The organism is Psychrobacillus sp. BM2, from assembly GCF_048572895.1.
Lineage (GTDB): Bacteria > Bacillota > Bacilli > Bacillales_A > Planococcaceae > Psychrobacillus.
On sequence record NZ_CP183878.1, the window covers coordinates 820,820 to 847,346 of the forward strand.

General features: G+C 36.7%; 23 protein-coding genes. 19 read left to right on the plus strand and 4 right to left on the minus strand.

The annotated features are described in order from the left end of the window. Positions 1-48: 48 nt before the first annotated feature. The 4 genes from ACN6MX_RS03560 (at position 49) to ACN6MX_RS03575 (ending at position 4,223) form a co-directional block, all read left to right on the plus strand. Complete coding sequence (locus tag ACN6MX_RS03560; RefSeq protein WP_419961308.1) at positions 49-957, plus strand: NlpC/P60 family protein; 909 nt, start codon at positions 49-51, stop codon at positions 955-957. A gap of 238 nt (positions 958-1,195) precedes the next feature. After that, positions 1,196-1,393: a hypothetical protein gene (locus tag ACN6MX_RS03565; RefSeq protein ID WP_419961309.1), complete on the plus strand. Its 198-nt coding sequence runs from the start codon at positions 1,196-1,198 to the stop codon at positions 1,391-1,393. After that, positions 1,386-2,912, plus strand: a complete 1,527-nt coding sequence (gene murJ / locus ACN6MX_RS03570; protein ID WP_419961310.1) for a murein biosynthesis integral membrane protein MurJ — start codon at positions 1,386-1,388, stop codon at positions 2,910-2,912. The genes ACN6MX_RS03565 and murJ (ACN6MX_RS03570) overlap by 8 nt, the downstream gene beginning before the upstream one ends. 18 nt (positions 2,913-2,930) lie before the next feature. Beyond that, the gene (locus ACN6MX_RS03575; RefSeq protein ID WP_419961311.1) at positions 2,931-4,223 is read left to right on the plus strand and encodes an oligosaccharide repeat unit polymerase; all 1,293 of its coding nucleotides are present in this window, start codon (positions 2,931-2,933) and stop codon (positions 4,221-4,223) included. Positions 4,224-4,966: 743 nt separating this feature from the next. Here the strand turns inward: ACN6MX_RS03575 and ACN6MX_RS03580 are convergent. Next, positions 4,967-6,925: an S-layer homology domain-containing protein gene (locus ACN6MX_RS03580; RefSeq protein WP_419961312.1), complete on the minus strand. Its 1,959-nt coding sequence runs from the start codon at positions 6,923-6,925 to the stop codon at positions 4,967-4,969. Between the two features lie 208 nt (positions 6,926-7,133). On the opposite strand from ACN6MX_RS03580, the gene ACN6MX_RS03585 reads away from it, so the two are divergent. The 5 genes from ACN6MX_RS03585 (at position 7,134) to ACN6MX_RS03605 (ending at position 14,364) form a co-directional block, all read left to right on the plus strand. Continuing rightward, positions 7,134-9,386, plus strand: coding sequence for an S-layer homology domain-containing protein (locus ACN6MX_RS03585; protein WP_419961313.1), 2,253 nt, complete (start codon positions 7,134-7,136; stop codon positions 9,384-9,386). Positions 9,387-9,470: 84 nt separating this feature from the next. Then, positions 9,471-10,613, plus strand: a complete 1,143-nt coding sequence (locus ACN6MX_RS03590; RefSeq protein ID WP_419961314.1) for a polysaccharide pyruvyl transferase family protein — start codon at positions 9,471-9,473, stop codon at positions 10,611-10,613. 1 nt (position 10,614) lies between these two features. Continuing rightward, complete coding sequence (locus tag ACN6MX_RS03595; RefSeq protein WP_419961315.1) at positions 10,615-11,709, plus strand: glycosyltransferase; 1,095 nt, start codon at positions 10,615-10,617, stop codon at positions 11,707-11,709. Then, on the plus strand, positions 11,706-13,238 hold the full coding sequence (murJ, locus tag ACN6MX_RS03600; RefSeq protein ID WP_419961316.1) for a murein biosynthesis integral membrane protein MurJ: 1,533 nt from the start codon (positions 11,706-11,708) through the stop codon (positions 13,236-13,238). Before ACN6MX_RS03595 ends, murJ (ACN6MX_RS03600) begins: the two co-directional genes overlap by 4 nt. 76 nt (positions 13,239-13,314) lie before the next feature. Continuing rightward, positions 13,315-14,364, plus strand: coding sequence for a glycosyltransferase family 4 protein (locus ACN6MX_RS03605; protein WP_419961317.1), 1,050 nt, complete (start codon positions 13,315-13,317; stop codon positions 14,362-14,364). Positions 14,365-14,468: 104 nt separating this feature from the next. Here ACN6MX_RS03605 and ACN6MX_RS03610 read toward each other — a convergent pair whose 3' ends face one another. Both ACN6MX_RS03610 and ACN6MX_RS03615 read right to left on the minus strand, forming a co-directional pair. Then, on the minus strand, positions 14,469-15,512 hold the full coding sequence (locus tag ACN6MX_RS03610) for an LCP family protein (protein ID WP_419961318.1): 1,044 nt from the start codon (positions 15,510-15,512) through the stop codon (positions 14,469-14,471). A gap of 113 nt (positions 15,513-15,625) precedes the next feature. Next, positions 15,626-16,261 carry a YigZ family protein gene (locus ACN6MX_RS03615; RefSeq protein ID WP_419961319.1) on the minus strand — a complete coding sequence of 212 codons (636 nt, stop codon included), beginning with the start codon at positions 16,259-16,261 and terminating at the stop codon, positions 15,626-15,628. A gap of 140 nt (positions 16,262-16,401) precedes the next feature. On the opposite strand from ACN6MX_RS03615, the gene ACN6MX_RS03620 reads away from it, so the two are divergent. Together ACN6MX_RS03620 and ACN6MX_RS03625 are read left to right on the plus strand one after the other, a co-directional pair. Next, positions 16,402-17,547, plus strand: coding sequence for a sensor histidine kinase (locus ACN6MX_RS03620; protein ID WP_419961320.1), 1,146 nt, complete (start codon positions 16,402-16,404; stop codon positions 17,545-17,547). A 35-nt stretch (positions 17,548-17,582) separates the two neighbouring features. Beyond that, a complete protein-coding gene (locus ACN6MX_RS03625) occupies positions 17,583-18,257 on the plus strand; it encodes a response regulator transcription factor (protein WP_340774412.1) in 675 nt (224 codons plus the stop codon). Positions 18,258-18,652: 395 nt separating this feature from the next. Here ACN6MX_RS03625 and ACN6MX_RS03630 read toward each other — a convergent pair whose 3' ends face one another. Next, positions 18,653-19,579 (minus strand): nuclease-related domain-containing protein, encoded by a 927-nt coding sequence (locus tag ACN6MX_RS03630; RefSeq protein WP_419961321.1) that lies wholly within the window; start codon positions 19,577-19,579, stop codon positions 18,653-18,655. Positions 19,580-19,709: 130 nt separating this feature from the next. Between ACN6MX_RS03630 and ACN6MX_RS03635 the strand changes: the two genes are divergently transcribed. The 8 genes from ACN6MX_RS03635 to flgK all read left to right on the plus strand — a co-directional run bounded on the left by ACN6MX_RS03635 (position 19,710) and on the right by flgK (position 26,522). Continuing rightward, the gene (locus ACN6MX_RS03635) at positions 19,710-20,291 is read left to right on the plus strand and encodes a nuclear transport factor 2 family protein (protein WP_419961322.1); all 582 of its coding nucleotides are present in this window, start codon (positions 19,710-19,712) and stop codon (positions 20,289-20,291) included. A gap of 108 nt (positions 20,292-20,399) precedes the next feature. Beyond that, complete coding sequence (locus ACN6MX_RS03640; protein WP_419961323.1) at positions 20,400-21,251, plus strand: DegV family protein; 852 nt, start codon at positions 20,400-20,402, stop codon at positions 21,249-21,251. A 432-nt stretch (positions 21,252-21,683) separates the two neighbouring features. Then, on the plus strand, positions 21,684-22,736 hold the full coding sequence (locus tag ACN6MX_RS03645) for a DEAD/DEAH box helicase (protein WP_419961324.1): 1,053 nt from the start codon (positions 21,684-21,686) through the stop codon (positions 22,734-22,736). Next, the gene (locus tag ACN6MX_RS03650; protein ID WP_419961325.1) at positions 22,733-23,356 is read left to right on the plus strand and encodes a ComF family protein; all 624 of its coding nucleotides are present in this window, start codon (positions 22,733-22,735) and stop codon (positions 23,354-23,356) included. Before ACN6MX_RS03645 ends, ACN6MX_RS03650 begins: the two co-directional genes overlap by 4 nt. A gap of 43 nt (positions 23,357-23,399) precedes the next feature. Then, entirely contained in the window at positions 23,400-23,816 is a 417-nt protein-coding gene (locus tag ACN6MX_RS03655; RefSeq protein ID WP_419961326.1) for a TIGR03826 family flagellar region protein, read from the plus strand. Between the two features lie 276 nt (positions 23,817-24,092). Beyond that, positions 24,093-24,359, plus strand: a complete 267-nt coding sequence (flgM, locus tag ACN6MX_RS03660; protein WP_419961327.1) for a flagellar biosynthesis anti-sigma factor FlgM — start codon at positions 24,093-24,095, stop codon at positions 24,357-24,359. A 15-nt stretch (positions 24,360-24,374) separates the two neighbouring features. Continuing rightward, complete coding sequence (locus ACN6MX_RS03665; RefSeq protein ID WP_419961328.1) at positions 24,375-24,869, plus strand: flagellar protein FlgN; 495 nt, start codon at positions 24,375-24,377, stop codon at positions 24,867-24,869. Between the two features lie 12 nt (positions 24,870-24,881). Then, positions 24,882-26,522, plus strand: coding sequence for a flagellar hook-associated protein FlgK (gene flgK / locus ACN6MX_RS03670; RefSeq protein WP_419961329.1), 1,641 nt, complete (start codon positions 24,882-24,884; stop codon positions 26,520-26,522). Positions 26,523-26,527: the final 5 nt, after the last annotated feature.

Genomic DNA, 26,527 nt, shown 5'->3' on the forward strand with positions numbered 1-26,527 from the left:
TGTTATGCTTACTACAGAATTTGTTATAGAGAGAGGTTTTACAACATAATGTTTAAGAAAGTTTTAAAAGTATGTTTGCTTAGTTCAGCAATACTTATGATGAATGTTACAGCTGCAAATGCAGCATCGCCAAGTGAAATTAAAACGAAAGCTTATAATTATATAGGAACGCCTTATGCCTACGGAGGCACTACATCTAAAGGCTTTGACTGTTCAGGATTTATCCAACAAGTATTTAAGGATGTAGAATTAGATTTACCTAGAACGACCTCAGAACAATATAAAGAAGGTACAAGCGTTAGTAAAAGTAATTTAGAAACTGGAGATTTAGTATTCTTTAATACATCAGGCAATGGAGTTTCTCATGCTGGAATATATATTGGATCTAACCAGTTCATACATTCATCAACCTCGAATGGTGTTAGTGTTTCATCTATTAATGACCCATACTATTGGGGCGACAAATACATAGGTGCAAAGAGAGTATTACAACAACCGCAAGCGATAGAAAAAGTCGAAGTAAAATCCGCAAGTATTGATATGAGTATTTTTGCTAGTAGAGCAGAAGTAGCAAAAAGTATTGCAGGAAAGCTGAATCTTCCTTTAGCGAATAACCAAACAAGTTACTCAGATGTTAAAACAACTTCGGAATATTATGAAGCGATAAATTCAGTTACAGCAGCAGGAATATTCAGTGGTAATGAAGAAGGTAAATTTAACCCTTCGAAACCAATTACAAGAGCACATGTTGCAAAAGTTTTAGTCGAAGCATTTAATCTAAAGCCTGCAGCTGGAACGCATAATTTTACAGATGTAGATACAACTCATTGGGCAAGTGAATATGTTCAAATTTTAGCTCAAAATGGAGTAACAATAGGGAAGCCTGATGGAACCTTCGGAATAAACGACAATGTTACCTATACACAAATGGACACATTTATAAACAGACTAAAATAACATTAATAGTTAATCTATACCCTTTAAGCAGTGTGTGTAAACCATGAACATTCATGGAAATTATACTACTTCTTAAAGGGTTTCTATTTTGTATAAAAATTAAAATTTGAAGTTAAAATTTCCTTGTAGAAAAAGGGTATAAACTTTTTAATGCGAAAATGTATTTCATAAGTAAATATGATATAATAAAAAAATGCAATCTAGGGACTAGTAAGTTCCAAATGAAAGGAAGAACAAGATGAAGAGTGTTTTTGTCCTTAGGCTCTGCAATATGATGACATCATTGAAAATTATGTCAGACTTGCAGATTATGCTTAGAAGAAGCGTAAAACTTGTATATAAAGTAGCCTCATCTATTTATCAACAATTGCATTCGAAAATAAATTATGATGTTCTAATACTTCCTAGCAGTACGGGTGGGATTAGTTATGAATAAATTAAAGTTCGCATCTCTATTTTTACTATTATCTACAATTATTTTAAAATTCTCCAGTATGATTCGAGATCTTGTTATTGCAGCTTATTTTGCGGATTCCTTTGAAGCAGATGTATATTTTGCCGCTATGACGATTCCAAATGCAATCATCTTGTTCTTATTAACTGGTATGAAGGATGCTTTTTTACCAAGTTATTATAAGTTTGAAGGGATAGGTAGAGGAGATTCTCATTTAACCAATATTATTAAAGGAACATTTTGGATAGCATTAGGAATAGCCATAATTGGAATGTTACTTAGCTCTCCGATTATACATATATTTTATCCGAGCTTTTCCGCATTTGAAGGCGGAATGGAAATTGCTATTTGGGTAAGTGTCATTTATTTTGGTTCCGTTGTATTAGTTGGAGTAAATGCTGTTTATGAAGGTTACTTTGATGCACAGAAGAAATTTTCATTTTCTGTCTTTTCTCAGACAAGTGTAGTTTTAGTTACAATTATCTTTACACTTCTATTCCACGATTTAATAGGAATACTAGCTGTACCAGTTGGTTATTTAGTTGGAACTATCTTGAGTTTACTTATAAAATTTGTTTATCGTACGCCGAAGAAATTTGTTAACTGGAAACAGAAAATGGATAGAAAAGAAGTATTCGATTTTTATGGAATTTTCCTTCCTGTTGGCTTAACTATAGCAGTCGGTCAAATAAACTTAACGGTAAATTCTTTTTTTGCAGCTAGAATAGGTGTGGAGGGTACAGTCTCCAATCTAAACTATGCATTTAGACTAGTTAATATTCCACAGGCAATCTTTGCTGTCACAATAGCAACCATTGTATTTCCTATTATCGCCAGTGCAAGGTCAGAGAATAATATGTTAAAATTTCGTAGTGGTATAGAAAAAGGAGTATTATATTTACTAGTTTTCTTAACACCTGCTTTAACTGGAATGGTCTTTCTAATGCAAGAATTAGTAAGTGTTGTATACGAACGTGGTGCATTTACTTCTGCTTCCACTCAAGTAACAGCATCCTATGCAGTTTTATACATAGGCTCTACGTTCTTTTATTCGATTCAGGCGATCATTGCAAAAGGGTTCTATACATTGGAAAAAGGTCATTATATGATGAGAATCGGTATAATTTCAATTTTCCTTAACATTGCATCGAACTGGATATTTTCGAATTATTTCGGTGCCGAGGGTATAGCGTTTTCTACCTCCATTGTTGCAGTTCTATATTCCACTATTACGTTTGTAACGTTATGGAAATTGATCGGTGGTATGAACAAAATCTATTTGTTGAAAAATACTTTACAAGTAGTGATTGCAACAGCTACAATGTTTGCGGCTATAAATTTGGTTGATAAATTTACCGAAATAGCTGATTTACCACCACTATTACACATTTTAACAATTGCTTTACCAGGTGCAGTAGTTTACTTTTTAGTTCTCATGTTATTCAACAATGAATTCGTGAAAACTATTTTATCTAAGGGAGGAAATTCATCATCTATCTAGTGTGATGGTTACTAAATTATGAAAAATAACATAAAAAAGCAAATTAAGAATTTAAATAAAATCGATACATTTTCACCTTATTTCTTTTTACCGTTTATATTAGTTTTGTATTTCTTTATCAGCCTTTTTGATTTTCATCGATTTGAGTTATTTAATGTAAATACATCTATTTGGCCATCAGTTATCTTAGCGTTAGTCTGTTATTATATAGGAGTTTACTTTGTAGATAAAAAAGGATGGACATTCCCTACCTTTGGACTTTCGTTTCTTAGAGGATATGTAATTTGGATGATCTGGGCACTTGTAATAATAGGCGGACTTGCGTATTTTACAATGATGACAGGTGGAGATGTCGGAATTTCAGATGAGTCAGTGCGTCGTAATCTGGATCCTAAGTTAAACTTTTTAAGTCAGTTACTTTGGTTTGGTGCTATTCTCATCTTATCTCTAAAAATTATTAAAGAAAAAAATATGACTAAAGGTAAATTGCTTCTATATGCTGTTATTTACGGTGTAATAATGGTGATGTTCCTAATGATGGGATATAGAACACCAATTATTTTGATGCTATTTACCGGTCTTATTATTTTCCACTACGCTGTTAAACGTATCAAATTAACTTGGTTTTTAACTACTTTATTAGTAATAGGAATTTTCTTCTCGTTATTCGGTTTCTTTAGAGTACTGTCTGAAGATACATCTAAGGATTTTAACTCAAGAGAGCAACCTGATGTTGAACTTTCAGTGACTGATGCAGAAAAGTTAATTTCGGTTGAAAGAAAAGTTAACCTTGTTCCTAAATGGATTCGTTCATTGAACGGAGAGGCTGTTACTGGTCATATCGTATTAAGTAAAATTATTGAGTATACAAAAGAAGAAGAATATCTAAATGGTGAAATTCACGGTGGTATCTTCTCTACAATTTTACCTGGTGAACAAATTTCACCTCGTATGAAGGTTACAGAAATCGTTAACTCGTTGAGCGTTGAAGAAGGTAAGTATATAACTCGACCAACAAGAACTACGACTCCAACCTATATTGGACAGCTCTTCTTAGATGGAGGTTACTTGTTAGTTGCAATAGGATTCCTTTTATATGGAGTGATTATTTCCATGTTGTACAATCAGGTGAAACAAAATGGTTATGATAGTTATCAAGCAGTAGCATTTGCTTTTGTATTAACTATTTTCACGGTTTCCATGCATACCGGGTTGCTTGACTTAATATTCCTGCTAATGATCGGATTTGTTGTATTAACTGCAGCACTGAGTAATGCTAGGAGTACAAAGGTCAATACAAAAAATATATAATGAAGAGTCTCACACCAGAAACTTAGTGTGAGACTTTTTTTAAAAGATTAGAAAGTATATAAAAATGTACCGTGAACACTGGGTTTGCGGTACTTTTAAAAATGAATAATACTATGATTTCCGTTTCAGGCGGACGCTTTCCGCAGGCGAGGTCGAGCCTCCTCAGTCACTATGCTCCCTGCGGGGTCTCGACTTTCTCGCTTATCCCGCTGGAGTCGCCGCCTTTCACTACAATCAATCAGTGTGTAGTACTCCACTAGAAGATTCAGCATAGATTATTGCTTAGAGGATAAGATTGATCAAATTTTAGAGAGTAATTAATTTATTTGTAAATGCTTTTGAATTAGAAATGCGTTTATTTACTAAAAGATGGAGAAAGGAGATTATCTTTTCTACTTGCGGAAATAAAGAAAAGTAGTAAGCATTTGCCCCATAAAGAAGAGAAGTAGCGAACGAAATTGCATCTTCGAGAGCTTTCTCTATGAATAAGAAAGTATCTTTTCTCTAGTTATCCAAAAACGTATTAACCTGTTTCTAAGAGTTGTAGAAGGGCGACGGACAGTCAAACGCCATAAGATTACCTTAAAAATTCACTCGGTAATCACATAGCAAAACGTCTGTCCAAAGCACTTCGAAAACGATAGAAACAGGTTTTGACCTTAAAGTACTGGGTATCTTTTTTTGCTCGGTTTTTCTGTTTTAAAAAAAGAAAGAGCAGAATTTATCTGCTCTTTCCATAAAAATTATTTAACTATATTAAGCTCGCGGACTAAGTCTTTATGAATATATAGGTTTTGGTAGCTAGGTGAATCTGAAAGGATTTCAACAAAACCATTAGTATCTGGATTCATTATAATAACTGGCATATTAGAAAGCTTATAAGTGAAGGCTGCTGCGAAATTTAGTGATGCATCCTTACGTACATTGACACCAGTAGTTGTTGTCATTCCTATTTTATATGTTCCAGCGTCTTTGAATCCTAACGCTTTATCTATCTTGAAGTATTGTCCAGCTGCTTTTGCACCCCAGTATGGATCTGATGCATATCGAACATTAAAGCCGATTGTTTTGTTTCCGAACACTGCTCCATTTGCATAACCTGCAGTAGGTGGAATATAATTTAAATTCCAGAATTTTTCCATTAACTCTGTAATATTGGATTCCACGGATGTGAATTTTTTGTTTAATGGATTTGTATCTGTTACATATAAACCAAATAGGTTATTATTCGTTGAAGCTTGATTACTTAATCCGTAAGCACTTTCGTTTTGAGCAAGCGCCAGAATCATGAGAGCGTTAACCTGATACTTTTCTTCTGTTTGTTTTAACACTGCTCCTAATCCTACTAACTTACTGTTTAGCGTTGCATCTTTGTAAGTTGGATAGCTTGTTGGATAAAGCGTATAAAGATTTTCAAGTCTTGCTAATTCACTCATAATATACGAGTCTATTTCCTCGGCAGTATAATTCGTTTTAGAACGGGCAGGGAGGAACTGATAGTAGTTAAAGTATTCCCCGGCTATTGCTGTATTATTTTCATTATAAAAAGTATATCCATTCCAGCTGTAATATTTTTTTCCTGCCTGTAGTACTGAGGGTGCTTTTCCGATAATATAAGATGCTTCTCTATTAGTTGAATTATAGAAAATTGTATGTTTTAGCTCTCCGTTTGAGACGCTATAGTACGATCTATTTGTTAATAATACATACGGTTTCAATACTGCTTTATCTAGTTTTACATACCCGATGCGATCAGCATATTGTACCTTTGCCCAGAAAATGTTCTTTCCGGAGTAATCGACTTCAACCTCTGTCCCAAGGTATTCCATTTCGGTATCAGTAGTTGCTGAAGTTGTGACAAATCTAGTTTCTTCTTTCGGTTGGCTATAGACGACTGTGTATCCGTTTGTAATTACTAGACCAGCTGGCATTTTAATAATTTTTCCATTGCGTTCAATGATTTGATTGGTTTTAGTAACACCCTTTAGTGCATCTTCAAATGACTTATACTGTTTACTATTAACTAATTGCTTGTTTACTATTTCTTTAACTTCAAAGGAGAAGAAATCTGGAAAGTCTGTATATCCATTTTCTTTTGCAACTTCTACTAATCTATATATGAAGGTAGCAGATTGAGCAATAGTTGTACTTTTTTGTGGATAAAAGAATACTTTATTTCCTTCGGTGCTACCTTTTATAATACCTAGGTTTGCCCCTATAGAAACATCAGTTCTATACTCTTCCAAAATATCTTTAGAGTCTGTGAAGCTTAAAGTGCCAGTGTTTTTAGGTATTACTAAATAATCTAAAACCCGTGAGATCATAACGGCCATATGCTGACGTGTGATAATGGTATTTGGTTTAAAGCTTCCATCAGGATAGCCCGTTATTATACCAACTTCTGCAGCACTCAGGATATCTTTGGCAAATGGATTCGTAGAATATACATCCGTAAATGTACTTTCACTGCTTGCTGGTAGTTGTAAAATTTTCGCTAAGTAACTAGCAAATTCTCCCCTAGTAACAGCACGGTATGGATAGTATTTTCCATCCTTATCGGGAAGCAAAATGTTATTCTCTGTCAAATATGTTAGTGACTTTTCATGTGTATTGCCTGTAAAAGCGCTAGCCGACGCATTTGGACTAGTAAATATACTAAAAGAGAGAAGTAACGAAACTGCTAAAATAATTAATTTTTTCATAATGTAGCACCTTTCTAATTATAGCTTGACTCATATTTTAACAGAATAGAACATTTTCTTTAAGAGTAAAAGGTCTCTAGTTTTATTAAATATGGTAAAAAGACTAAATAAATGAAACAAATGGAACATAGAATTCAATCCTTTACTTTGTTATGCTTTTAATAGAATGAAAGGATGGTGTAAGCTCTTAATAAATTGGAGCGTGTTAATGATGAAAATAAAAGGTTTTAAGATTATTTTAATGTTACTAGTACTTATGATTATGATGCCTCTGCAAGGATTAGCAGCTCAAACAGTAAACAAAGATATGAAGTTATCCTCTGGAGTTCAGTATAAACAATACACAAATACAGGGGCTAAGGTTAACTCTATTAATCATTTATCTATTAATCTAAATGATGCTTATACAAAGGTAAAAATGGGATTGCCAAAAGATTTTAATAGTAAAGCAACGACAACTAGTATCGCAACAGGTGACTCCGTCGAAGGTAATCGAGTTGTTGGTGCAGTAAATGCTGCATTTTTCGACATGAGTGAGGGATACCCTCTGTTTTTAATCTCTCAGCAAAATGAAATATTAAATGGTGGAGTTCTTTTAGATTCAACTACAGAATATTTCAACCAACCGATTGCTTTTGGTGTAACCGCTGATGGAAATGCTGAAATAGATTTGTATGATTTCGATATCAAGATGAATTATGATAATTTGTCTTATGATTTATCTGGAATGAATAGAGAACGACGTGCAGATGAGGCAATTATTTTTACTCCACAAAATGTTAAAACAACTACAGATTCAAATCAATATGGTATAGAAGTAGTTTTTGAATCCGATACACCCATCAATTCTACATACTATGGTCAAACAATAACTGGTAAAGTAAAAAGTATTCATGTGGCCTCTACCGCAAAAGTGGCAATACCTAAAAATGGCTTTGTACTATCCTTCCATGGTTCGGAATGGCGTGCTATTGGGGATAAGATGAAGATAGGAGAAGAGGTATCAGTTGAATTTGATATTGACTCCAAATGGAAAGATTCAGAGTTTATGCTGGCAAGTGGACCAATGCTAGTAAAGGATGGAAAGAAACATGTTACGATGAATCTATCAAGTGCTAGAGCAACGCAAGTAACTTCTCGTAGTGCAATAGCAGTTAGTAAAGACAAAAAGACAGTTCATCTTGTAACGGTGGATGGGGCAAATAAGAAAGGGATGAATATGTCCCAATTTGCAGATTATCTAGTTAGCCTTGGAGTTGATCGTGCGCTTAATCTCGATGGTGGTGGTTCAACAACTATGGGTATTAGAAACTACGGAAGTAATGCAGTCGTTCTAGCAAATACTCCTTCTGCAGGATCTCAACGACAAGTTTCAGCAATCTTAGAAGCAATCAGTACGGCTCCGACAAGTAACCCAAGTACTATCAATTTAACTCGTTCTAACGTTGGTACTATGTTAGTAGGTGCAACTTCATCCTATAAGATTAACTATATATTAGATGAATTTTATAATCCTATTACAGTAAGTTCTAGCAAGATAGCAAATACATCAGACAATAACCTAGTGTCGTTCAATGGTACAAGCTTTACTGCATTAAAAGAAGGTTCGGATAGAGTTCGCATAAATTACGATACTGCGTACCAATCATTTCCTCTAACAATCGTTTCAGCACCTACTAATTTGACGATTAATGCTAGTGGGAAAACAGCTAATATAAATAGCAAGCTGACATTTACCGCAAATGCAACAGATGTGGATAAGAAGTCGCTGATTTATTCACCAGAACAGCTGAAATGGTCAGTTGAAGGTGGTATTGGAACTATAACATCCGCAGGAGTATTCACCGCTGGCAACAAAGCAGGAACAGGTAAAGTAGTTGCACAGTTAGGTACAAAAACAGTATCGGTCGGGATAGAAGTTAAAACAAACGTAACTTCAAAATTTACTGATATCCTAAATAATAATCCGTATATAACAGAGATCAACTATTTAACAAGTAATGGCGTTATAACTGGATATAAGGATGGGACATTTAAACCTAATAATGACATCACTAGAAAAAATGCAGCTGTAATAATTAGTAGAATAATGAAAGACATAGATTTAAACAAAGTTACCGATCCGAATTTCAAAGATGTGCCAAAAACACATCCTTATTATAAAGAAATAGCTGCAGTAGCAAATTTAGGTATTGTAAATGGAAAAGAAAATGGATATTTTGACCCGAATGGTAAACTAACAAGAGCTCAAATGGCGAAAATTTTAGTTAATGCATATAATCTTTCGGGAACAACAGATAAAAAATTTACAGATGTACCTAGTAAACACTGGGCAGCTAACGATATAAATATATTAACCGCAACCGGGGTGACTACTGGTTTCAATGATGGAACATTTAAGCCAGAAACCCCTATTTCAAGAATGCATTTCAGTGTATTTTTATATAGAATAGATCAATAGATAATAAAAGCCTCTCCATCGTATGTGGCGAGGCTTTTATTATGTTATAATCAGATATTATAAAGACAAAAGGATGTTAAATAGATGAAAATAGGGATTGTGGGGAACTATGGAAATAATAATAATGGGGATGAAGCAATTCTTTCAGGTATTCTCCAACAATTATTACATACTTTCTCTATACAAATAGAAGATATTACGGTTTTCAGTAACAATCCTCAACAAACTGTTAACCGATATGGCGTTAAAAGTTATCCTCTGTATTATAAAAAAGGGAGGAATTTTAATACTTTTATACATACGTACAAAAAAAATAGAAAATATATTCAATCGCTAGACTTGTTGGTCATTGGTGGTGGTGGAATCCTTATGGACTTTTATAAAAGAGAGGCGCAATTGTTCGGAACGTATGCGTTGATGGCCAAAAACATGAATGTACCATACGTGGTATATGGCTGTGGTGCAGGTCCTATTCACACCTCTATGGGAAAATGGAGCTTAAGATTTATGTGTAGGTTTGCGGATAGTATATCTGTCAGAGACCCACAATCGAAGCAACTTTTAGAAAGTATTGGTGTCAAAAGACCGATTACCATTATAGGCGATCCAGCTTTTACATTAAAAACAACTACGAAAGTTTATAATTCAACTCCAACTAGAATAGGAGTTTCTGCAGTGCCATTTTTCAATTCGAATTATTGGCCACAGGGCAGTGAATCTAAATACAAGTCCTATATTAATAGCATGGCAAAAAATTTAGATAAACTAGCGGAGCAACATGATGTTAAGTTTACTTTTTTTGGAACTAAGTTTCCACAAGATGTGGATGCTACAAAACATATTAGAAACTCTATGAAACACAAAGAGCAAGTGGAGATTATCGATGAAAATTTAATGCCGCATGAAATACTTGAAATAACGAATGGTCAAGATATTGTTATCGGAACTAGATTACATTCACTTATACTAGCAACTGCAACAGCTACTCCAATCATTGCAGTTTCCTACCATAACAAAGTAAATGATTTTATGCATTTAGCTGGCTTAGAGGAATTCTGTTTTAGTATGGATAGTATTGAACAGGATGAGCTTATGTTCAACAATGCTTTTTGTAAGATGAAGAACGACTGGGATGGAACTGTAGAAAATACAAAAAAACTTTCCGTTCATTTTAATGAAGAAGCCCATAATGGGGTTTCACAATTTACGAAGGCAGTGATGAAATAATATGAAGAAAATTTTTGTCATTAGTAATATGTATCCTACCTCCAATCATCTATCTTATGGAATCTTCGTGAAGAACCAGGTCGAAGCTTTAAGAAAAGCTGGTATGATTGTCGAAATTGGGGTAAATACAGACCCTTCAACCGGGATGAAAAACGCATTGAAAAAGTATCTTTTTTGGGCAATGAAGGTCATGAAAAAAGGACTATTCCAAAAAGGTAGTATTTCTATTACGCATGCTCATTATGTATTTCCATCAGGAGTCTTTTCATTATTATTAAAGAAAATCTTTAAAATTCCTTATGTAGTAACTGCACACGGTGGCGATATTGAAAAAATGGCAAAGAAAAATGCCACTATTCGAAAATGGACAACTCGGATTTTACAAGAAAGCTCGCATGTCATTGCAGTTGGACCGGTTCTCGCAAAGCAAATAGAAGTAGACTTTCACGTGCCTAAAGAGAAAATCACTATTATGAGCATGGGTGTTAACCGAGAAGTTTTCAAAGAAGGCGATAAAAAGGATGCTAGAAAGCTTTTAAATTTATCACCAGATGAATTCATATTCTCTTTTGTAGGAAATGTTATTAAACAAAAAGGTGTGGAAGAATTACTTCAAGCTTTTGAACAGGTTAAATTGAATACAAATAAGCGAGTAAAGCTAGCGATAATTGGCTCTCGACGAGATGTATCGTTTATGGAAAAAATTGCACCGCTTTTAAACGATGATGTGCTATTAATCGATCCTGTTAAACAACAAGACCTTGTAACATGGTTTCAAGCAAGTGATGTATTTGTCCTACCGTCGCATATTGAAGGCTTTGGTTTAGTTGCATTAGAGGCTCTTGCTTGTGGTACACCAGTTATCGCTTCGGATGTTGGTGGACTGTCTTCATTATTAGCAGATGACGCAGGCCATTTAGTGGCATCGCAAAATATGAATGCATTGAAAGAGGAAATGTTAAAATCGCTAGAAGCTGAAAGCTATTATAACCATGAGGCAACCAAGAAGGTATTATATACGCATGATGAAAAAATTATTATTCAAAATCTTATATTAATCTATGAGTCTGCTATACAAAATGGTATGAAACAGTGAATACATTTTTAAAAATTATAGGAGCAGTAGCTGTTATTAATATAATTGCTAGATTGTTTGGCTTTTTAAGAGAAATGATAATTGGATATCAGTACGGTACAGGCTATATAGCAGATAGTATTTTCACCTCATATACCATTCCAAACTTCCTTTATTTAGTTATTGGTGGTGCCTTTACAACTGCGTTTATATCCATTTACAATCAAAACAAAACGAATCAAGGACTGTTTGTAAAGCAGGCATTTACTACAGTCCTTACGACAATCTTGGTTATCACTATACTCATGTTAATAGCAACTGAACCAATCTTGAATTTATTCTTCAGAGAAATGTCTGAGGAGGAACGGAGTCTTGCCAAGAGCTTGTCGTATTGGATGATGCCTTCGACAATTTTCTTAGTCTTATCTACTTGGTTTAGTGGATTGTTAAATGTAAATGGCAAGTTTCACTTATCTAGTTTCTCTATTCTCCTATATAATGCAGCATTTTTAATCATTTCAGTTGTTTGCTCTTACTGGATTGGACCAATCGCATATGGAATTGGTGCGTTAGTAAGTGCAATTATGATGGTTGGATTCCTTATAAAAGGGTATAAAAAGCTAGAGCAGTTTCCAATTGGACTATCGTTTCAACAAAACTGGACAACAAAACAACTTTGGCAGCTTGCACTTCCAATTATGCTTGGTGGAGCAACGATTCAATTTTATGCACTCATACAACGTATATTTTCAGCAACACTTTCCGACGGGTTTGTTTCGGCAGTAAATTATGCTACGAAGCTTACACAATTCCCACAAGCTATATTAATGACAGCAGTCACCACAGTCATTTATCCAATGCTTAGTAAAAAAGTTGCGGAAAAAGACGATAATGCCATAAAAAGTATTTATACAACAGGACTTAGATATTTAGTTATGCTTTTAATCCCTGTTACAATTTTTTCATTTTTCTATGCAGAAAACCTTATTCAAGTCATATTTGAATACGGAAACTTTGATGAAGTTTCAACTATGATTACAACGCCGATTTTAAAAATATTTTTATTAACGATGTTTTTTTTAGCGGCAAATACGTATGTAACGAGATTCTATTATGCAAAAGGGAACTCAGTTACACCAGTAGTTTTTAGTATTATTAATGTCTTTGCCATTAACATTTGCGTTATTTATTTATTTATCGACTCCAACGGGGCATTGGCAATTGCATGGGGGACATTAATTTCTTCTGTTATTAATTTCTTGATGTTATCTGTATACGCTAAAAGAAAATATGAATTATCATTTTTTAATAAATGGAATAACGGGATAGGAAAGATATTCGTAGCAATCTTTTTTGTGGGAGTATTAACATATTTATCAAGTGAGTTTATACTAATATCTTCTAAGTGGTTAACATTTTTGGTTGGATTGAGTATATTTGGAGTCAGTTATGTGTGTTTCTTCCTATTGCTTAAAGTTAACGAAGCAAATATAATTTGGATGAAACTAATTGGCAGTATAAAACGTTTAATATATAGAAAAAATAAATGATACAAAGTTAATATCCATGATATAATGTATTGGATTTGATTTGAAACTATTACAGATTTAGATGAGGAGGAGAGACATGCTTGCCTTTACACTTGTGTTGGCATTTGTCGCATCCGTACTATTTACACCACTTGTAAAAAAATTAGCGTTTCGCGTTGGCGCAGTAGATAAACCTAACTATAGAAAAGTCCATGCTAAAATTATGCCGAGACTTGGTGGACTAGCTATCTTCTTGTCTTTTGTTGTTGCTTTTTTTGTATACCGACCAGATGGCCAACATGACAAAGCGATGTTGCTTGGAGCGTTAATCATTATTATTACAGGTGCTTTAGATGATATGTTTGAGATTACTGCAAAAGCAAAATTACTTGGGCAGCTTCTAGCAGCCGCAAGTGTTGCCATATATGGTGGCCTTCAAATTGAGTTTATAACCATACCATTTATAGACTATCAATTACAATTTGGTTATTTCGCAATCCCTCTTACTATATTGTGGATTGTCGCAATAACAAATGCAATAAATTTAATCGATGGTTTAGATGGTTTAGCAGCAGGTGTTTCTACGATAGCTCTTTTAACATTATCAGGAATGGCTATTATAATGGGAACTCCATTCGTTGCAGCAATGGCGGCTATACTAGCTGCTAGCACATTAGGTTTCTTAGTATTTAACTTTTACCCAGCGAAGATATTCATGGGAGACACGGGTGCATTATTCCTTGGATACATGATATCAGTGCTTGCATTACTTGGATTTAAAGGTGTAACAATGTTTGCCTTGATCATTCCTGTTATAATGCTAGGTGTACCAATTTCGGATACTTTCTTTGCGATGGTTCGAAGATATCGTGCGAAACAACCGTTAATGGCACCAGATAAATCTCATTTACATCATTGCTTGTTAAATGTAGGATTTACACATCGTCAAACTGTGCTAATTATATATGCAATAGCAGCAATGTTCGGAGTTGCCGCATTGATATTCTCACAAGCAACCATGTGGGGAGCAATTCTTTTACTTGTGATTATGCTTATCGTCATTGAATTATTTGTAGAAGCAGTTGGGTTAGCAGGGAAGAATTATAGACCACTCATTAATTTAGTGAAAACAATAGGTAAATCATGAAAAAATAGCCTTTCATTCTAGTATATAGAATGAAAGGCTATTTTTGTTTTTACTTCCACAAAAAAGGAGCAATGAAGAAAATATCTTCATTGCTCCTTTTTTTGTTAATGACGATCATCTGCTGCGTAATTGTTGTTTGTATCTGAGATGTTGTCTGAAATATTGCTTGTTTCTGGCTGTAGCCCAAGATGGCTTTTCAGAATATCTCTTGTTTCTTCTAGGCTTTCTTCTTTTAGCTTCCAATAATAAGTTCCTGTAGACATATCATCATAACCGTCCAGTGTTAGCGTATCGATTTGTGGAAGGCCTCCTTTTATATATTCAAAGAAGGATTTCATTTCATCGAATGTTAAATCTGTCTTCATATTATCTCCAACAGCTTCAATCACATCACCGTATTTAGTAAAGGAAGAAGCTGAACTAGCTTTCTTGATAATTGAAGAAAGTATCATTTGTTGACGTTTACCTCGTTCGATATCATTATCAAGCTTTCTAGTTCTTGCTAAAGCTAATGCTTCTCGACCGTTAAGTTCCTGTAACCCTGGCTGTAATTGTACAGTTCGTTGATCGTTTTCATCTTTTTCTAATAACTTATATGGAACTTCAGCTTCGATTCCACCTAACGCATCTATTACATCTATAAATGCATCAAAATTCATCTTCACATAATAATCTACTGGCACCTCTAGTAAATCTTCGACGGTTTCGATGGAAGCTCTAGTTCCACCATAGGCATGAGCATGAGTGATTTTATCTTTATACCCAACTTCATCAATATAAACATATGAGTCGCGTGGGATACTTACTAATTTTACAGTTTTGGATTTATTGTTTAATGTCGCAAGCATCAATGCATCGGAACGGCTGTTTGTGTCACCTTGACCACGCTGTTCACTGTCGTCAATTCCTACAAAGAGAATAGAAATATTGTCATTTATAGGTTCAACTTTTTCTGGCCGCAATGGAGTTTTTTCACGCTCTACAACTTCGAATGCATTGCCAGCAGCGCTTTCGGCCTTTTTGGTTAAATAAGCTGCATAGGTAGATAAAGAGATAAGTAATGACGCAACTATTATCAATGAAACAGTTAATATTTTGCGCTTTTTACTACTTTTCTTTATCTCCTTTTTATATGATCTTCTATTCATTTTTATAATCTCCCTTTATTCTAGATAACGCTAATAAGACGAAGAATCGACAAAATAGTTTCATTAAATTTGCCATGCCCCTTATTATACTATGGAATTGATAATAGGTAAATTTAATTCATCACAAATTCTAAAAACTCTTTTTCCACAAGCTCGATTTTCGCTTGCCCATTAGTGATCTCGGCCATCCAGTTTATAAAGATTGCTTCTTCATTTGCTTTCGTAAATACTAATACTTCGACAAGTTCTGCGTAGTTTATTTCTTTTAAAGGATAGACGGAGTTACGTACTTCATTTTCAACTTTTCCTAGCCACGTATAGTCGATAGAAACCTTCAATAGATGATGTAGTTTTCGTTCCACTACTTTTGCAGCATCTATCCCTTCTGTTGTAGCTTTCCCGTAAGCACGGATAAGTCCACCACCGCCGAGTTTGATACCACCAAAATAACGAGTGACGACCACAACTGTATCCTGAAGGCCTTGTTTTTTTAGTACCTCAAGCATTGGTACTCCTGCAGTTCCACTCGGTTCACCGTCATCGTTTGCCTTTTGTATGTTGTCATGCTCTCCAATAATGTATGCGGAGCAGTTATGATTAGCACTTTTATGCTTTTCTTTGATATTATTAATAAAATCTTGTGCTTGTTCCTCGGTTTCGGCTCGATTCACATAAGTGATGAAACGTGATTTCTGAATGATGATTTCGCTCTCTCCATAGCCCTGTACAGTATGGTAATCTTTTCTCATAGATATATTTCTCCTCCTGATTCTATTGAAACATAGTTGTAAAGTAATTTTAATTTATTTTTAGTCACTTAGTGCTATAATAGGATTTGTCATCATAATTGAATGAGGACTCATTTGGACGCATAAAGGAGAAAAAACAGATGACGAATAAGAATTTTGAAAAACAGTCGTTAGATGTTATTTTCGATCGGATGGTCGAAGTGATGGATCATTCTAAAAAGGATATATTCATTATAAGCGAACAAAGTCGACAAAGCTTTGAAGAAATGAAAGTGGAGTTAGAAATTATTCGTGGAGATATCGAAACGGTTATAATTGAAGGAGATATGCTTGAATCGAAATCTAGACTTGCCAGAAATCGGTTAGCAGAAGTCTCTAAAAATTTTGAATCATACGATGAACCACAAGTTCGCCAGGCCTATGAAAATGCAAATGAAATTCAAATAAATCTTCTCATCAAACGTAGCGAGGAACGGCAACTAAGACATCGAAGAGACGATTTAGAACGCAGATTACAGGGCTTACTGGAAATGATTGAACGTGCCGATCATCTGGTCAATCAGGTGAATATCGTCATGAATTACTTAACATCCGATTTGAAAAATGTAGGAGCAGCACTTGAAAATGCAAAAATTAAACAAGATTTCACCTTGAAAATTATCGAAGCACAAGAGGAAGAACGCAAAAGACTTTCAAGGGAAATTCATGATGGCCCCGCGCAAATGCTAGCGAATGTACTACTAAGAACAGATTTAATCAATCTTACATATCAGCAGCGTGGCGGAGACGAAGCGATGAAAGAAATTATTGACCTAAAAGAAATGGTCCGAAATGCCCTATCAGAAGTACGTCGTATCATCTACGACCTTCGACCAATGGCATTAGACGATTTGGGGTTAATACCAACGCTTCGAAAATATATAACGACAATCGAAGAATACAATCCAATAGGTAAGATTAATTTCCAAACTTTTGGAGAAGAGAAAAGGCTAGAAACCAACTTTGAAGTAGCTATTTTCCGCATAGTTCAAGAGTGTTTAACAAATGGAACAAAACATGGAAAATTTACAGAAGCATGGGTGAAAGTTGAATGGTTGAAACAAAAGATAAATATTATCGTCAAAGATAATGGAGCTGGATTTGATCCAGAGGTAGCAAAAGAAAAATCCTTTGGTTTAATCGGTATGAAAGAACGAGTAGATTTGTTAGAGGGAACGATGAAAATTATTTCATCCCCTGGCAGAGGTACTACTATTTTGTTTAGTATCCCATTAAATGAGGAATAGTAAAAACGGCTTTTTAATTATAGGAGGAAATGAACATGACAAAAATAATAATCATAGATGATCACCAACTATTCCGCGAGGGAGTAAAACGTATTTTAGATTTTGAAGACTCTTTCGAAGTAATAGCAGAAGGTGACGACGGCAATGACGTCCTAAGCCTTTATGAAAAGCATCTACCAGACGTAGTATTAATGGACATCAATATGCCTACTAAAAATGGAGTAGAAGCAACAGGCGAATTATTAGAAAAATTCCCAGAAGCAAAAGTAATCATCCTATCTATCCATGACGATGAGTCATACGTATCACACGCACTAAAAACAGGCGCACTTGGATACATGCTAAAAGAAATGGATGCCAATGCAATCGTATCAGCGATCAAAGTAGTAGCAAAAGGCGGATCATACCTACATCCAAAAGTAACACGTAACCTAGTTGCCGAATTCCGTCGCCTAAGCGAGCGCGAAAACAAAGGAAACTTCCATCAAACAGAAATTCGTCGTCCATTCCATTTACTAACAAAACGTGAATGCGAAGTACTTCAATTACTAACAGATGGCCAAAGCAACCGCACAATCGGAGAAACACTATTCATCTCCGAAAAAACCGTAAAAAATCACGTATCCAGCATCCTTCAAAAAATGAACGTAAACGACCGCACCCAAGCCGTAGTAACCGGCATCAAAAACGGTTGGGTTGAAGTTCGATAATCACAATGAATCCCACTCTTGCTTTTGCAAGAGTGGGATTTTGTTTTGAACAAATACTTCATAAAGTCGAGAAGTTGCGAATCCGAGAAACATTGCGCATATCGCAATGAATGTTGCGCAAAAGCTCCCAAAAGTTGCGAGAAACTCGCCCGAAGTTGCGTATACACCTTCGAACGTTGCGCATCCGAGAAACATTGCGCATATAGCAATGAATGTTGCGTAAAAACCCCCAAATGTTGCGAGAAACTCGCCGGAAGTTGCGTATACACCCCCGAACGTTGCGCATCCGAGAAACATTGCGCATATCGCAATGAATGTTGCGCAAAAGCCCCCAGATGTTGCGAGAAACTCGCCCGAAGTTGCGCAAATTCCCTAAAACGTCAATCACCAATCCATCACTTCTTACTATTCTCCACAAAGTAGCGACTGGGACCAGACCCATTGGCTATCAAATCCATACTATTCAACATGCGCGACGCAGCATATTTAGAATCTATCATGCAAAATCTACGAAACTCTTTATTGGTAATTTTTTTATCAATTATCCAAAAGTAATCCTTCACAGCTGATAAATGTGCATAGCGATCATTTTTCCCGCATGCTCTACAACTCCACGTTGTATGTACACGTCGCATCCCAAAAACCCCACAACCAGGACACTCCACACCCAGTCGTATTTCACTCGGAGGAATCCGATAATGTTCGCAAAGTGGTGTATACACAAAAGCAGATCTGTTCTCCTGCAGAAACTTCTCAACAACCTCCAACTCTCCATCTGAAAAACTATTCCCGACACAACTATTGTACATCTGAGTTACTCTCTCAATCATGCTCTCTAACTTATAAATGGGATAATGGGTAGGCTTTTGCACAATGCGGTTGGACTTAGCGGTCATGATCACAGCGCCAGTCACTTTCATCTGTGGAAGGGTCTTACGTAGAAATTCTTTCATGAAGCGAATATGTCGCATCAATTGAAAATATGGATTAGAAATAGGGGTCTCTGTTCCATTTTCTTCTTTATAAAACTCATCTAGCTCTTCATTAAAATACAAGCGGCCACTTATATTCTTCGACTCGAGCACGATACAACATCGGTCGGTCACAACAAGACAGTCAATTTGCACTTTCCAATCATCCATTTCCAAACAGACATCCGAAAAAACGCGAAACTCACCGGGCAAACGTAACTCCTTCAATCTATCAACAAGTCGGTCCTCACCGCGTACTCCAGCCACCTGTTTTCGAATCTCTTCTCGAATAAAATCAGCAATACCAGAACCGTCACGCATCCTGTTCAACAAAGCAAAATGTCCACTCAAAACTTCAGCTCCTTTCTACCTATATCTTACAATCCGATACCAGAATATTCTACCTATTTATAATGGGAACTTAATAATTGAGTTTTCGTCCTAATTATGACAAAATAACCTTCAGCAGGAGGAGACATACATGAAAATAATCCAAACGATTACACTCGCGGCCTTCGCACTGACGCTGGCAGCTTGCAATAGTAACGAAGAAACAAACCAAAACACTAATTCCGCAGGCGACATCGCTCCAACAAACACACAAGCCACAACAGATCACGGTGCGGAAGACAAAAGCGAAACCGATGTCGGCTTTGAAATGACAGGTGGCAATATTGAAGAAGCGGCTAAAGTACCAGAAAAAGAAAAAACAGCAATAATCGACTCCTTCACGGAATATATGGAATCATTCAACGAAGAAGATACTGAGCGCTACATGAAAACAATTTCCAAGAATCCAGAAGGCTTCAACTACGACGATGAAAAAGTGAAAGTCGAACAAACCTTCAATGATTTTGACACAATCCGTACTGCGGACAATGTCACCATCATCGAATACGACAAATCACAGGCTCAAGTATTCTCTAATATCCATACTTCACTAGAGCAAATAGACACAGGCGCTAAGCTAGACCAGAACGGCCGCCAAGTAACTGTGTTCGTCAAAGAAGACGGTAAATGGCTAGTCTCCAGTGTCTACTATATAGGCGAATCAACTAAATAATCACACTTACCTCAAACGTATATGACAAATATCATGTTTGGGGCTTTTTTCTGCTATCATTTCTTCCAATTATTGAGTAAACTTACAAATAGGAGTGTGATTTATAAAATGAAGACAGCAATCGTAACCGACAGCACCGCATATATCCCGAAAGAAATTCGAGACCAACTGAATATTCATATGGTGCCGCTAAGCGTTGTTATCGGAAATAACACCTACCAAGAAGAGATAGACATTAACACCACAGAATTCTACGATAAAATCCGAAACGCTGGTGCTCTCCCAAAGACATCCCAGCCTCCTCTAGGGAAATTTATCGAAACATATGAACAACTAGCGAAAGAATACGATGCAGTTATCTCCATCCACCTATCAAGTGGCATCAGTGGAACACTAGCTGGAGCAGAACAAGCAGGGGAAATGGTTGATGGCCTCGACGTACGCACGTTCGACACAGAACTTTCCTGTATGGTCCAAGGTTTCTATGTACTAAAAGCCGCTGAAATGGCCGAAGAGGGTGCTACTCCAGACGCAATCATTCAAGAACTAAACAACATGAAAAAAACGACGCGAGCATACTTCATGGTCGATAATCTAGACCATCTCCATCGCGGTGGACGACTAAACGGCTTCGAGCGAGTCATTGGTTCAGTACTCCAAGTAAAACCTATTCTACACTTCGAAAACAAAGTCATCGTGCCATTCGAAAAAGTACGTACCCGCAAAAAAGCGATGAAACGCATCTCGGACATGCTTCAAGTAGATGCAAACCAATTCAAAAGCATAAAAGCAACAATCATCCATGCAAACAACGAAAACGAAGCAATCGCATGGAAAAACGAACTCCAAGCAACTATGCCAAATGTAGATTTCACGATCAGCTATTTCGGTCCCGTAATCGGTACACATCTCGGTGAAGGCTCAATGGGACTTGGTTGGTATAAAGTGAACCTTCAATAAGTGGGGGTCTTCATTCCCCACTTATTGTTAGTTGAACCATTCGGGCTTTTACGGGCAGGTGATCTCCCATTTATGATTTATGTCTCGGCCAAGCCTTGAAATGGGAGTCTTACTACCCGTTAATGCGGGATAAAAAAACTAATAAGGAGAATGCCCATGAACGAACAGCTGCAACAATTTCTCACTGGCCGAATTTGGCTTCGCGAACACACCCCATTCCGACGTGAAGTCATCGAAGCTCACATCGACTCCGGTCACATCCACCTAAAACCCGGCATCACGACACACTCAAAATCCTACCTTTTTTGGCAATCAAAGAAGAACATCTGCAACAGATGCCACAACACGAACCAAAGCTTATTTCAATCATTCAACTGCGCACGCTGCAACGAAACTTGTACCTATTGCCGCCACTGTATACGAATGGGTCGGGTGAGCAGTTGTTCAGAGTTACTACTTTGGGACAAGCAGCATGCACGCGGCGCGAACGTTCATGTCTTTGCATGGAGCGGCCAGTTTACCTCACTTCAGCAAAAGGCAAGTGAAGAACTACTTTCTAGTGTCGAACAAAACCAATCCCACCTAGTCCACGCGGTATGCGGGGCAGGAAAAACAGAGCTTCTATTCCCAGCTATATTTGCAAGTCTACAAGCAGGCAAAAGAGTTTGCGTTGCTGCCCCAAGAACAGATGTTATTTTAGAGCTATTCCCTCGCTTTCAGAAAGTCTTCCCAAACACAATAATTCACGCACTATACGGCGGCGCACCTGACCAACAAGGATTTGCCGAATTAGTGCTCGCTACAACCCATCAGCTTTATCGATTTGAACATGCCTTCAACGTCGTATTTGTCGATGAAGCAGACGCCTTTCCCTACTATGCAGACAAAACACTCCAACAAGCAGTCACCAAAGCTGCCAAACTAGATGCTGTCATTCATTATGTAACAGCCACCCCTACCAAATCATTAAAAACAACCAATCAATCCGTTCTCACAAGAAGATATCATGGCCACGATCTACCAGTACCCCGATTTGACAGTCTATGGGGATACACTAGGCAATTAAAAAAAGGGGAAATTCCTCCTAAACTACAAAAGTGGATAAATGAAAAAATAGAAACGGAGACGCCTTTTCTCGTCTTTTTGCCTACAATTGAAGTGCTAGAAAATTTCCCAGGAGAGTTACCGAGAGTCCATGCGGAGCACCCAGATAGAAAAGAACTCGTCATGCAATTACGCGAAAAAAAAATACCTGGTTTACTGACAACGACCATATTAGAACGTGGAGTGACAATAGAAAATGTCCATGTAGCTGTAGTCGGCGCAGAGCAACCGATTTTCACCTCCAGTGCCCTTATTCAAATAAGTGGACGAGTCGGTAGATCAGCGCAGTATCCAGATGGAGACATTGTGTTCTTTCATCATGGAATTAGCAGGGAGATGGATAAAGCGCAAGAGGCGATAGAAGGGTGGAATCGAACTTGAATTGTTTGCTATGTGGCACACCTTTCCAATCTACGCCAACCTGGTCCGAGCTTTTTTTATATCAACTCGATTCATCTACTTGCTCAAGATGTTTCGAAAAGTTTGAAATAGCTGAGTCGACCATTGATTTTACTGATTTTGTCGGAACTCCTTATGAAGGAGTGGTCGACTCAGTCTTTTGTTTATACAGCTATAACGAAGCCATGAAAGAATATCTACACCAATACAAATTCCTACAGGACGTTGCATTAGCGAAAGTATTTGCTGGGAAGCTGCAACAGATATTTCAGACGAAGGAAGGCATTGTTGTCCCGATCCCCATGCACCCAGAAAAGTTAATATTACGCACATTCGCGCAAGTCGATGAAATGCTAAATGCAGCACAAATTTCCTATCAACAATTACTTATTAAAACTAAAACGGAAGCACAAGGAAAGAAAACAAAAAAAGAACGTTTAAAAACAACAAATCTGTTCGAAGCGATCCAAACAATTGAAGCAACCAATTATATTTTATTTGACGATATCTACACTACAGGAGCAACCATTCATCATGCAGCAAAGATTTTAAAAGATGCAGGAGCAAAAAGAGTCGATGCAATCACTTTAATAAAAGGCTAACTTGCCGATATAAAGAGTGAAATTATAATCTGGAGGTAACAACATGGGTGAACTAAAAAATTGTCCGTCATGTGGCGACTTTTTTAACTATACGGGACTTAGAGAAGTATGTAACAACTGCGCAATGAATGAAGAAAAACAATACGAAGTAGTATACCGCTTCCTACGCAAACGTGAAAACCGTGCAGCAACTGTAGAGCGAATTGTAGAAGCAACCGGGGTAGAAGAATCACTCCTACATAAATGGGTACGTAAAAACCGTTTACAACCAGCCATGTTCCCAAACCTAGGCTATCCATGCGACAACTGTGGGAAAATCACACAAACAGGAAAACTATGCGTATCCTGTACAGAAGAACTAAAATCTGGACTTCGTCAATTCGATGCAGCAAAAGAATTCCGAGAAAAAGTAGCGGAACAAGAAAATGGTACTTATTATTCAGATGGCAAGAGAAAATAAACTCTCACCTTGTGTGGGAGTTTTTACTTTATCTAAAACTGACAAAAACCCTAACTGCAACATAAAAGCACTTAACTGGCACATAAACTCGCCTAATCACCACATAATCTTCCACTAGCTCCAATCAATCCCACCAAAAAACCCTCCAATTCCAATCTCGCCATTAATTCCCAAGACCTATTCCATACAAATCGTTCAAATTACTCTAAACACTTCATATTTCATGCCGAAATAATACATAGACACTTCGAAAAGAAGAGGGGAGGACGAAATTTTATGAAAATCACAAACGTTGGTTTAAACCAGATAAATCCATACAAACGCAATCAACAGCAAGTTGAAAAAACACAGCAAACAACTAAAACAACTGCAGATCAATTGGAAATTTCGTCTGCTGCTAAAAGCATGCAAACAAAATCACCAGTGGAAGTAGAACAAGCAGAACGAGTTGCTGCTATTAAAGCCGATATCGATGCAGGAACATACAAAGTAGATGCAAAGAAACTAGCATCTAATATCCTAGATTATTACCGCATCAAGTAAAAGGAGCTTACAAACATGTCCATCGATAACATTTTGCAATCACTAACCAAACTAGATATGCTCCACAAAAGCTTGCTAGAGGTTGCATACAAAAAAACAGAAGCTATCAAAACGGGGGACATGGACAGTCTGAACCAACTGCTCAAGGATGAGCAGGCACATGTAGCAGGCATTTCACAGCTAGAACAACAGCGTCAATCAGAGGTAACGGATTACCTTAGAGCAAAAGGAATTGCTCCTACTGACAATCCAACTGTTGCGCTTGTCTTAGAAAATACCAACACAGACGAAGAAAAAGCTCAGTTAACAAAAGCCCGAAATAATCTATTACTAACATTAGAAACCTTAAAAAACCAAAATGACCTAAACCAAAAACTAACGATGCAATCACTGCAATTTGTTAATTTAACATTAGATGCATTAAGACCAAAGCCAGACCAAATAAACTACTCGAGATCTGAAGTACAAAGTCCGTCAAAAGACAAAGCCTACTTCGACTCACAAGCATAAGGAGGCGAACCCATGGGCTCTACATTTATGGGACTAGAAACAAGTAAACGCGGACTCTATACGCAACAATCCGCTCTATATACAACAGGTCACAATATCTCCAATGCAAATACAATAGGCTATTCGCGCCAACGAGTGAACATGGAAGCAACATTAGGCTATCCAGGAACAGGTCTAAATGCTCCGAAAATCCCAGGTCATCTTGGTACAGGTGTGCAAGCAGGATCTGTTCAGCGAATTCGTGATACTTTCATTGACAATCAATACCGTCAAGAATCCAACAAACTAGGTTATTGGGAATCAAGATCTCAAGCTATAACACAAATGGAAGATGTGCTGAACGAACCTTCCGATTATGGTTTAGCTAAATCGATGGATGAGTTTTGGAAATCACTTCAAGACTTAAGCGTCAACCCTGAAAACGGCGGCGCACGTTCTGTAGTAGTTCAACGAGGTATTGCGGTAGCGGATTCCTTTAACTACTTGTCGAAATCCATTACTCAGATTCAAGAAAACGCTGGTAAAGAAATCGGAATCTCTTTAAAAGATGTAAACTCCATCATAGAGCAAATTGCTAGCATCAACGAACAAATAAAAGCAATCGAACCAAACGGCTATATGCCAAATGATTTATACGATGCTCGTGACACTTTACTAGATGAATTATCGACGTACTTCCCGATTGAAACGAAAAATGAACCTTCCGGCGGTAATGCACTAGCTATCGCGGAAGGTTCCGTGACTGTGTCTCTGAAGTTGAAAGACGGTACAACCTTAAAATTGATTGATGGAAAAGATTTTGCTCAGATGCGTACCTTTGGGGATAATAAAGAAAAAGACGGCATTACTCCAACCGGAAATGTAGAGGGTTTCTATATAGTTAAAGTCGATACTGATGGAAAAGACATTAATCTATCAAATGATTGGAAAGATCCAACTCCAACTAATCCGGAAAAACAAACTATTACAAATTTCAGCGACCTAGGAAAATTAAAATCACTTGTAAATTCATATGGTTATGAATCTGGTGATGCAACTAACCCTGTAAAAGGTCTATATACTGATATGCTTGCAAAATTGGACAAAATGGCAGAAGCATTTGCAAAGGAATTTAATAAAATTCATATGGGTGATCCAGCTGACACTGCAAATTATCCACAAGGTTCAGATATTTATGGAAAACAAGGTGAAGTTTTCTTTATTAATAAAGATGACGATACCGGAGCTGGAATAACTGCAAAAAATATCTATATTTCTTCAGACATTATTACAGATCCGGGTAAAGTAGTTGCTTCTGACTCTAAGCCGGGTGATGCTGAGCCCGGTAATGGAAAGTTTGCATTAAAGTTAGCAAACATGAAATTTACAAGTCTGGATGACTTAGGTAAGGTTAGTGCTCAAACTTATTTTGAAGGTTTAATCGGTCAACTAGGTGTAGATGGTCAACAGGCTACCCGTTTAGCTTTTAATTCAGCGACACTTCAACAAGCTGTTACTGAACGTCGTGCTTCTGTGAGCTCTGTGTCACTTGATGAAGAAATGACAAACATGATCATTTTCCAACAAGCATACAATGCATCAGCTCGTATGATCACAGTAGTAGATGAAACACTAGATAAAATTATAAACGGCATGGGCCGAGTGGGACTATAATAGGG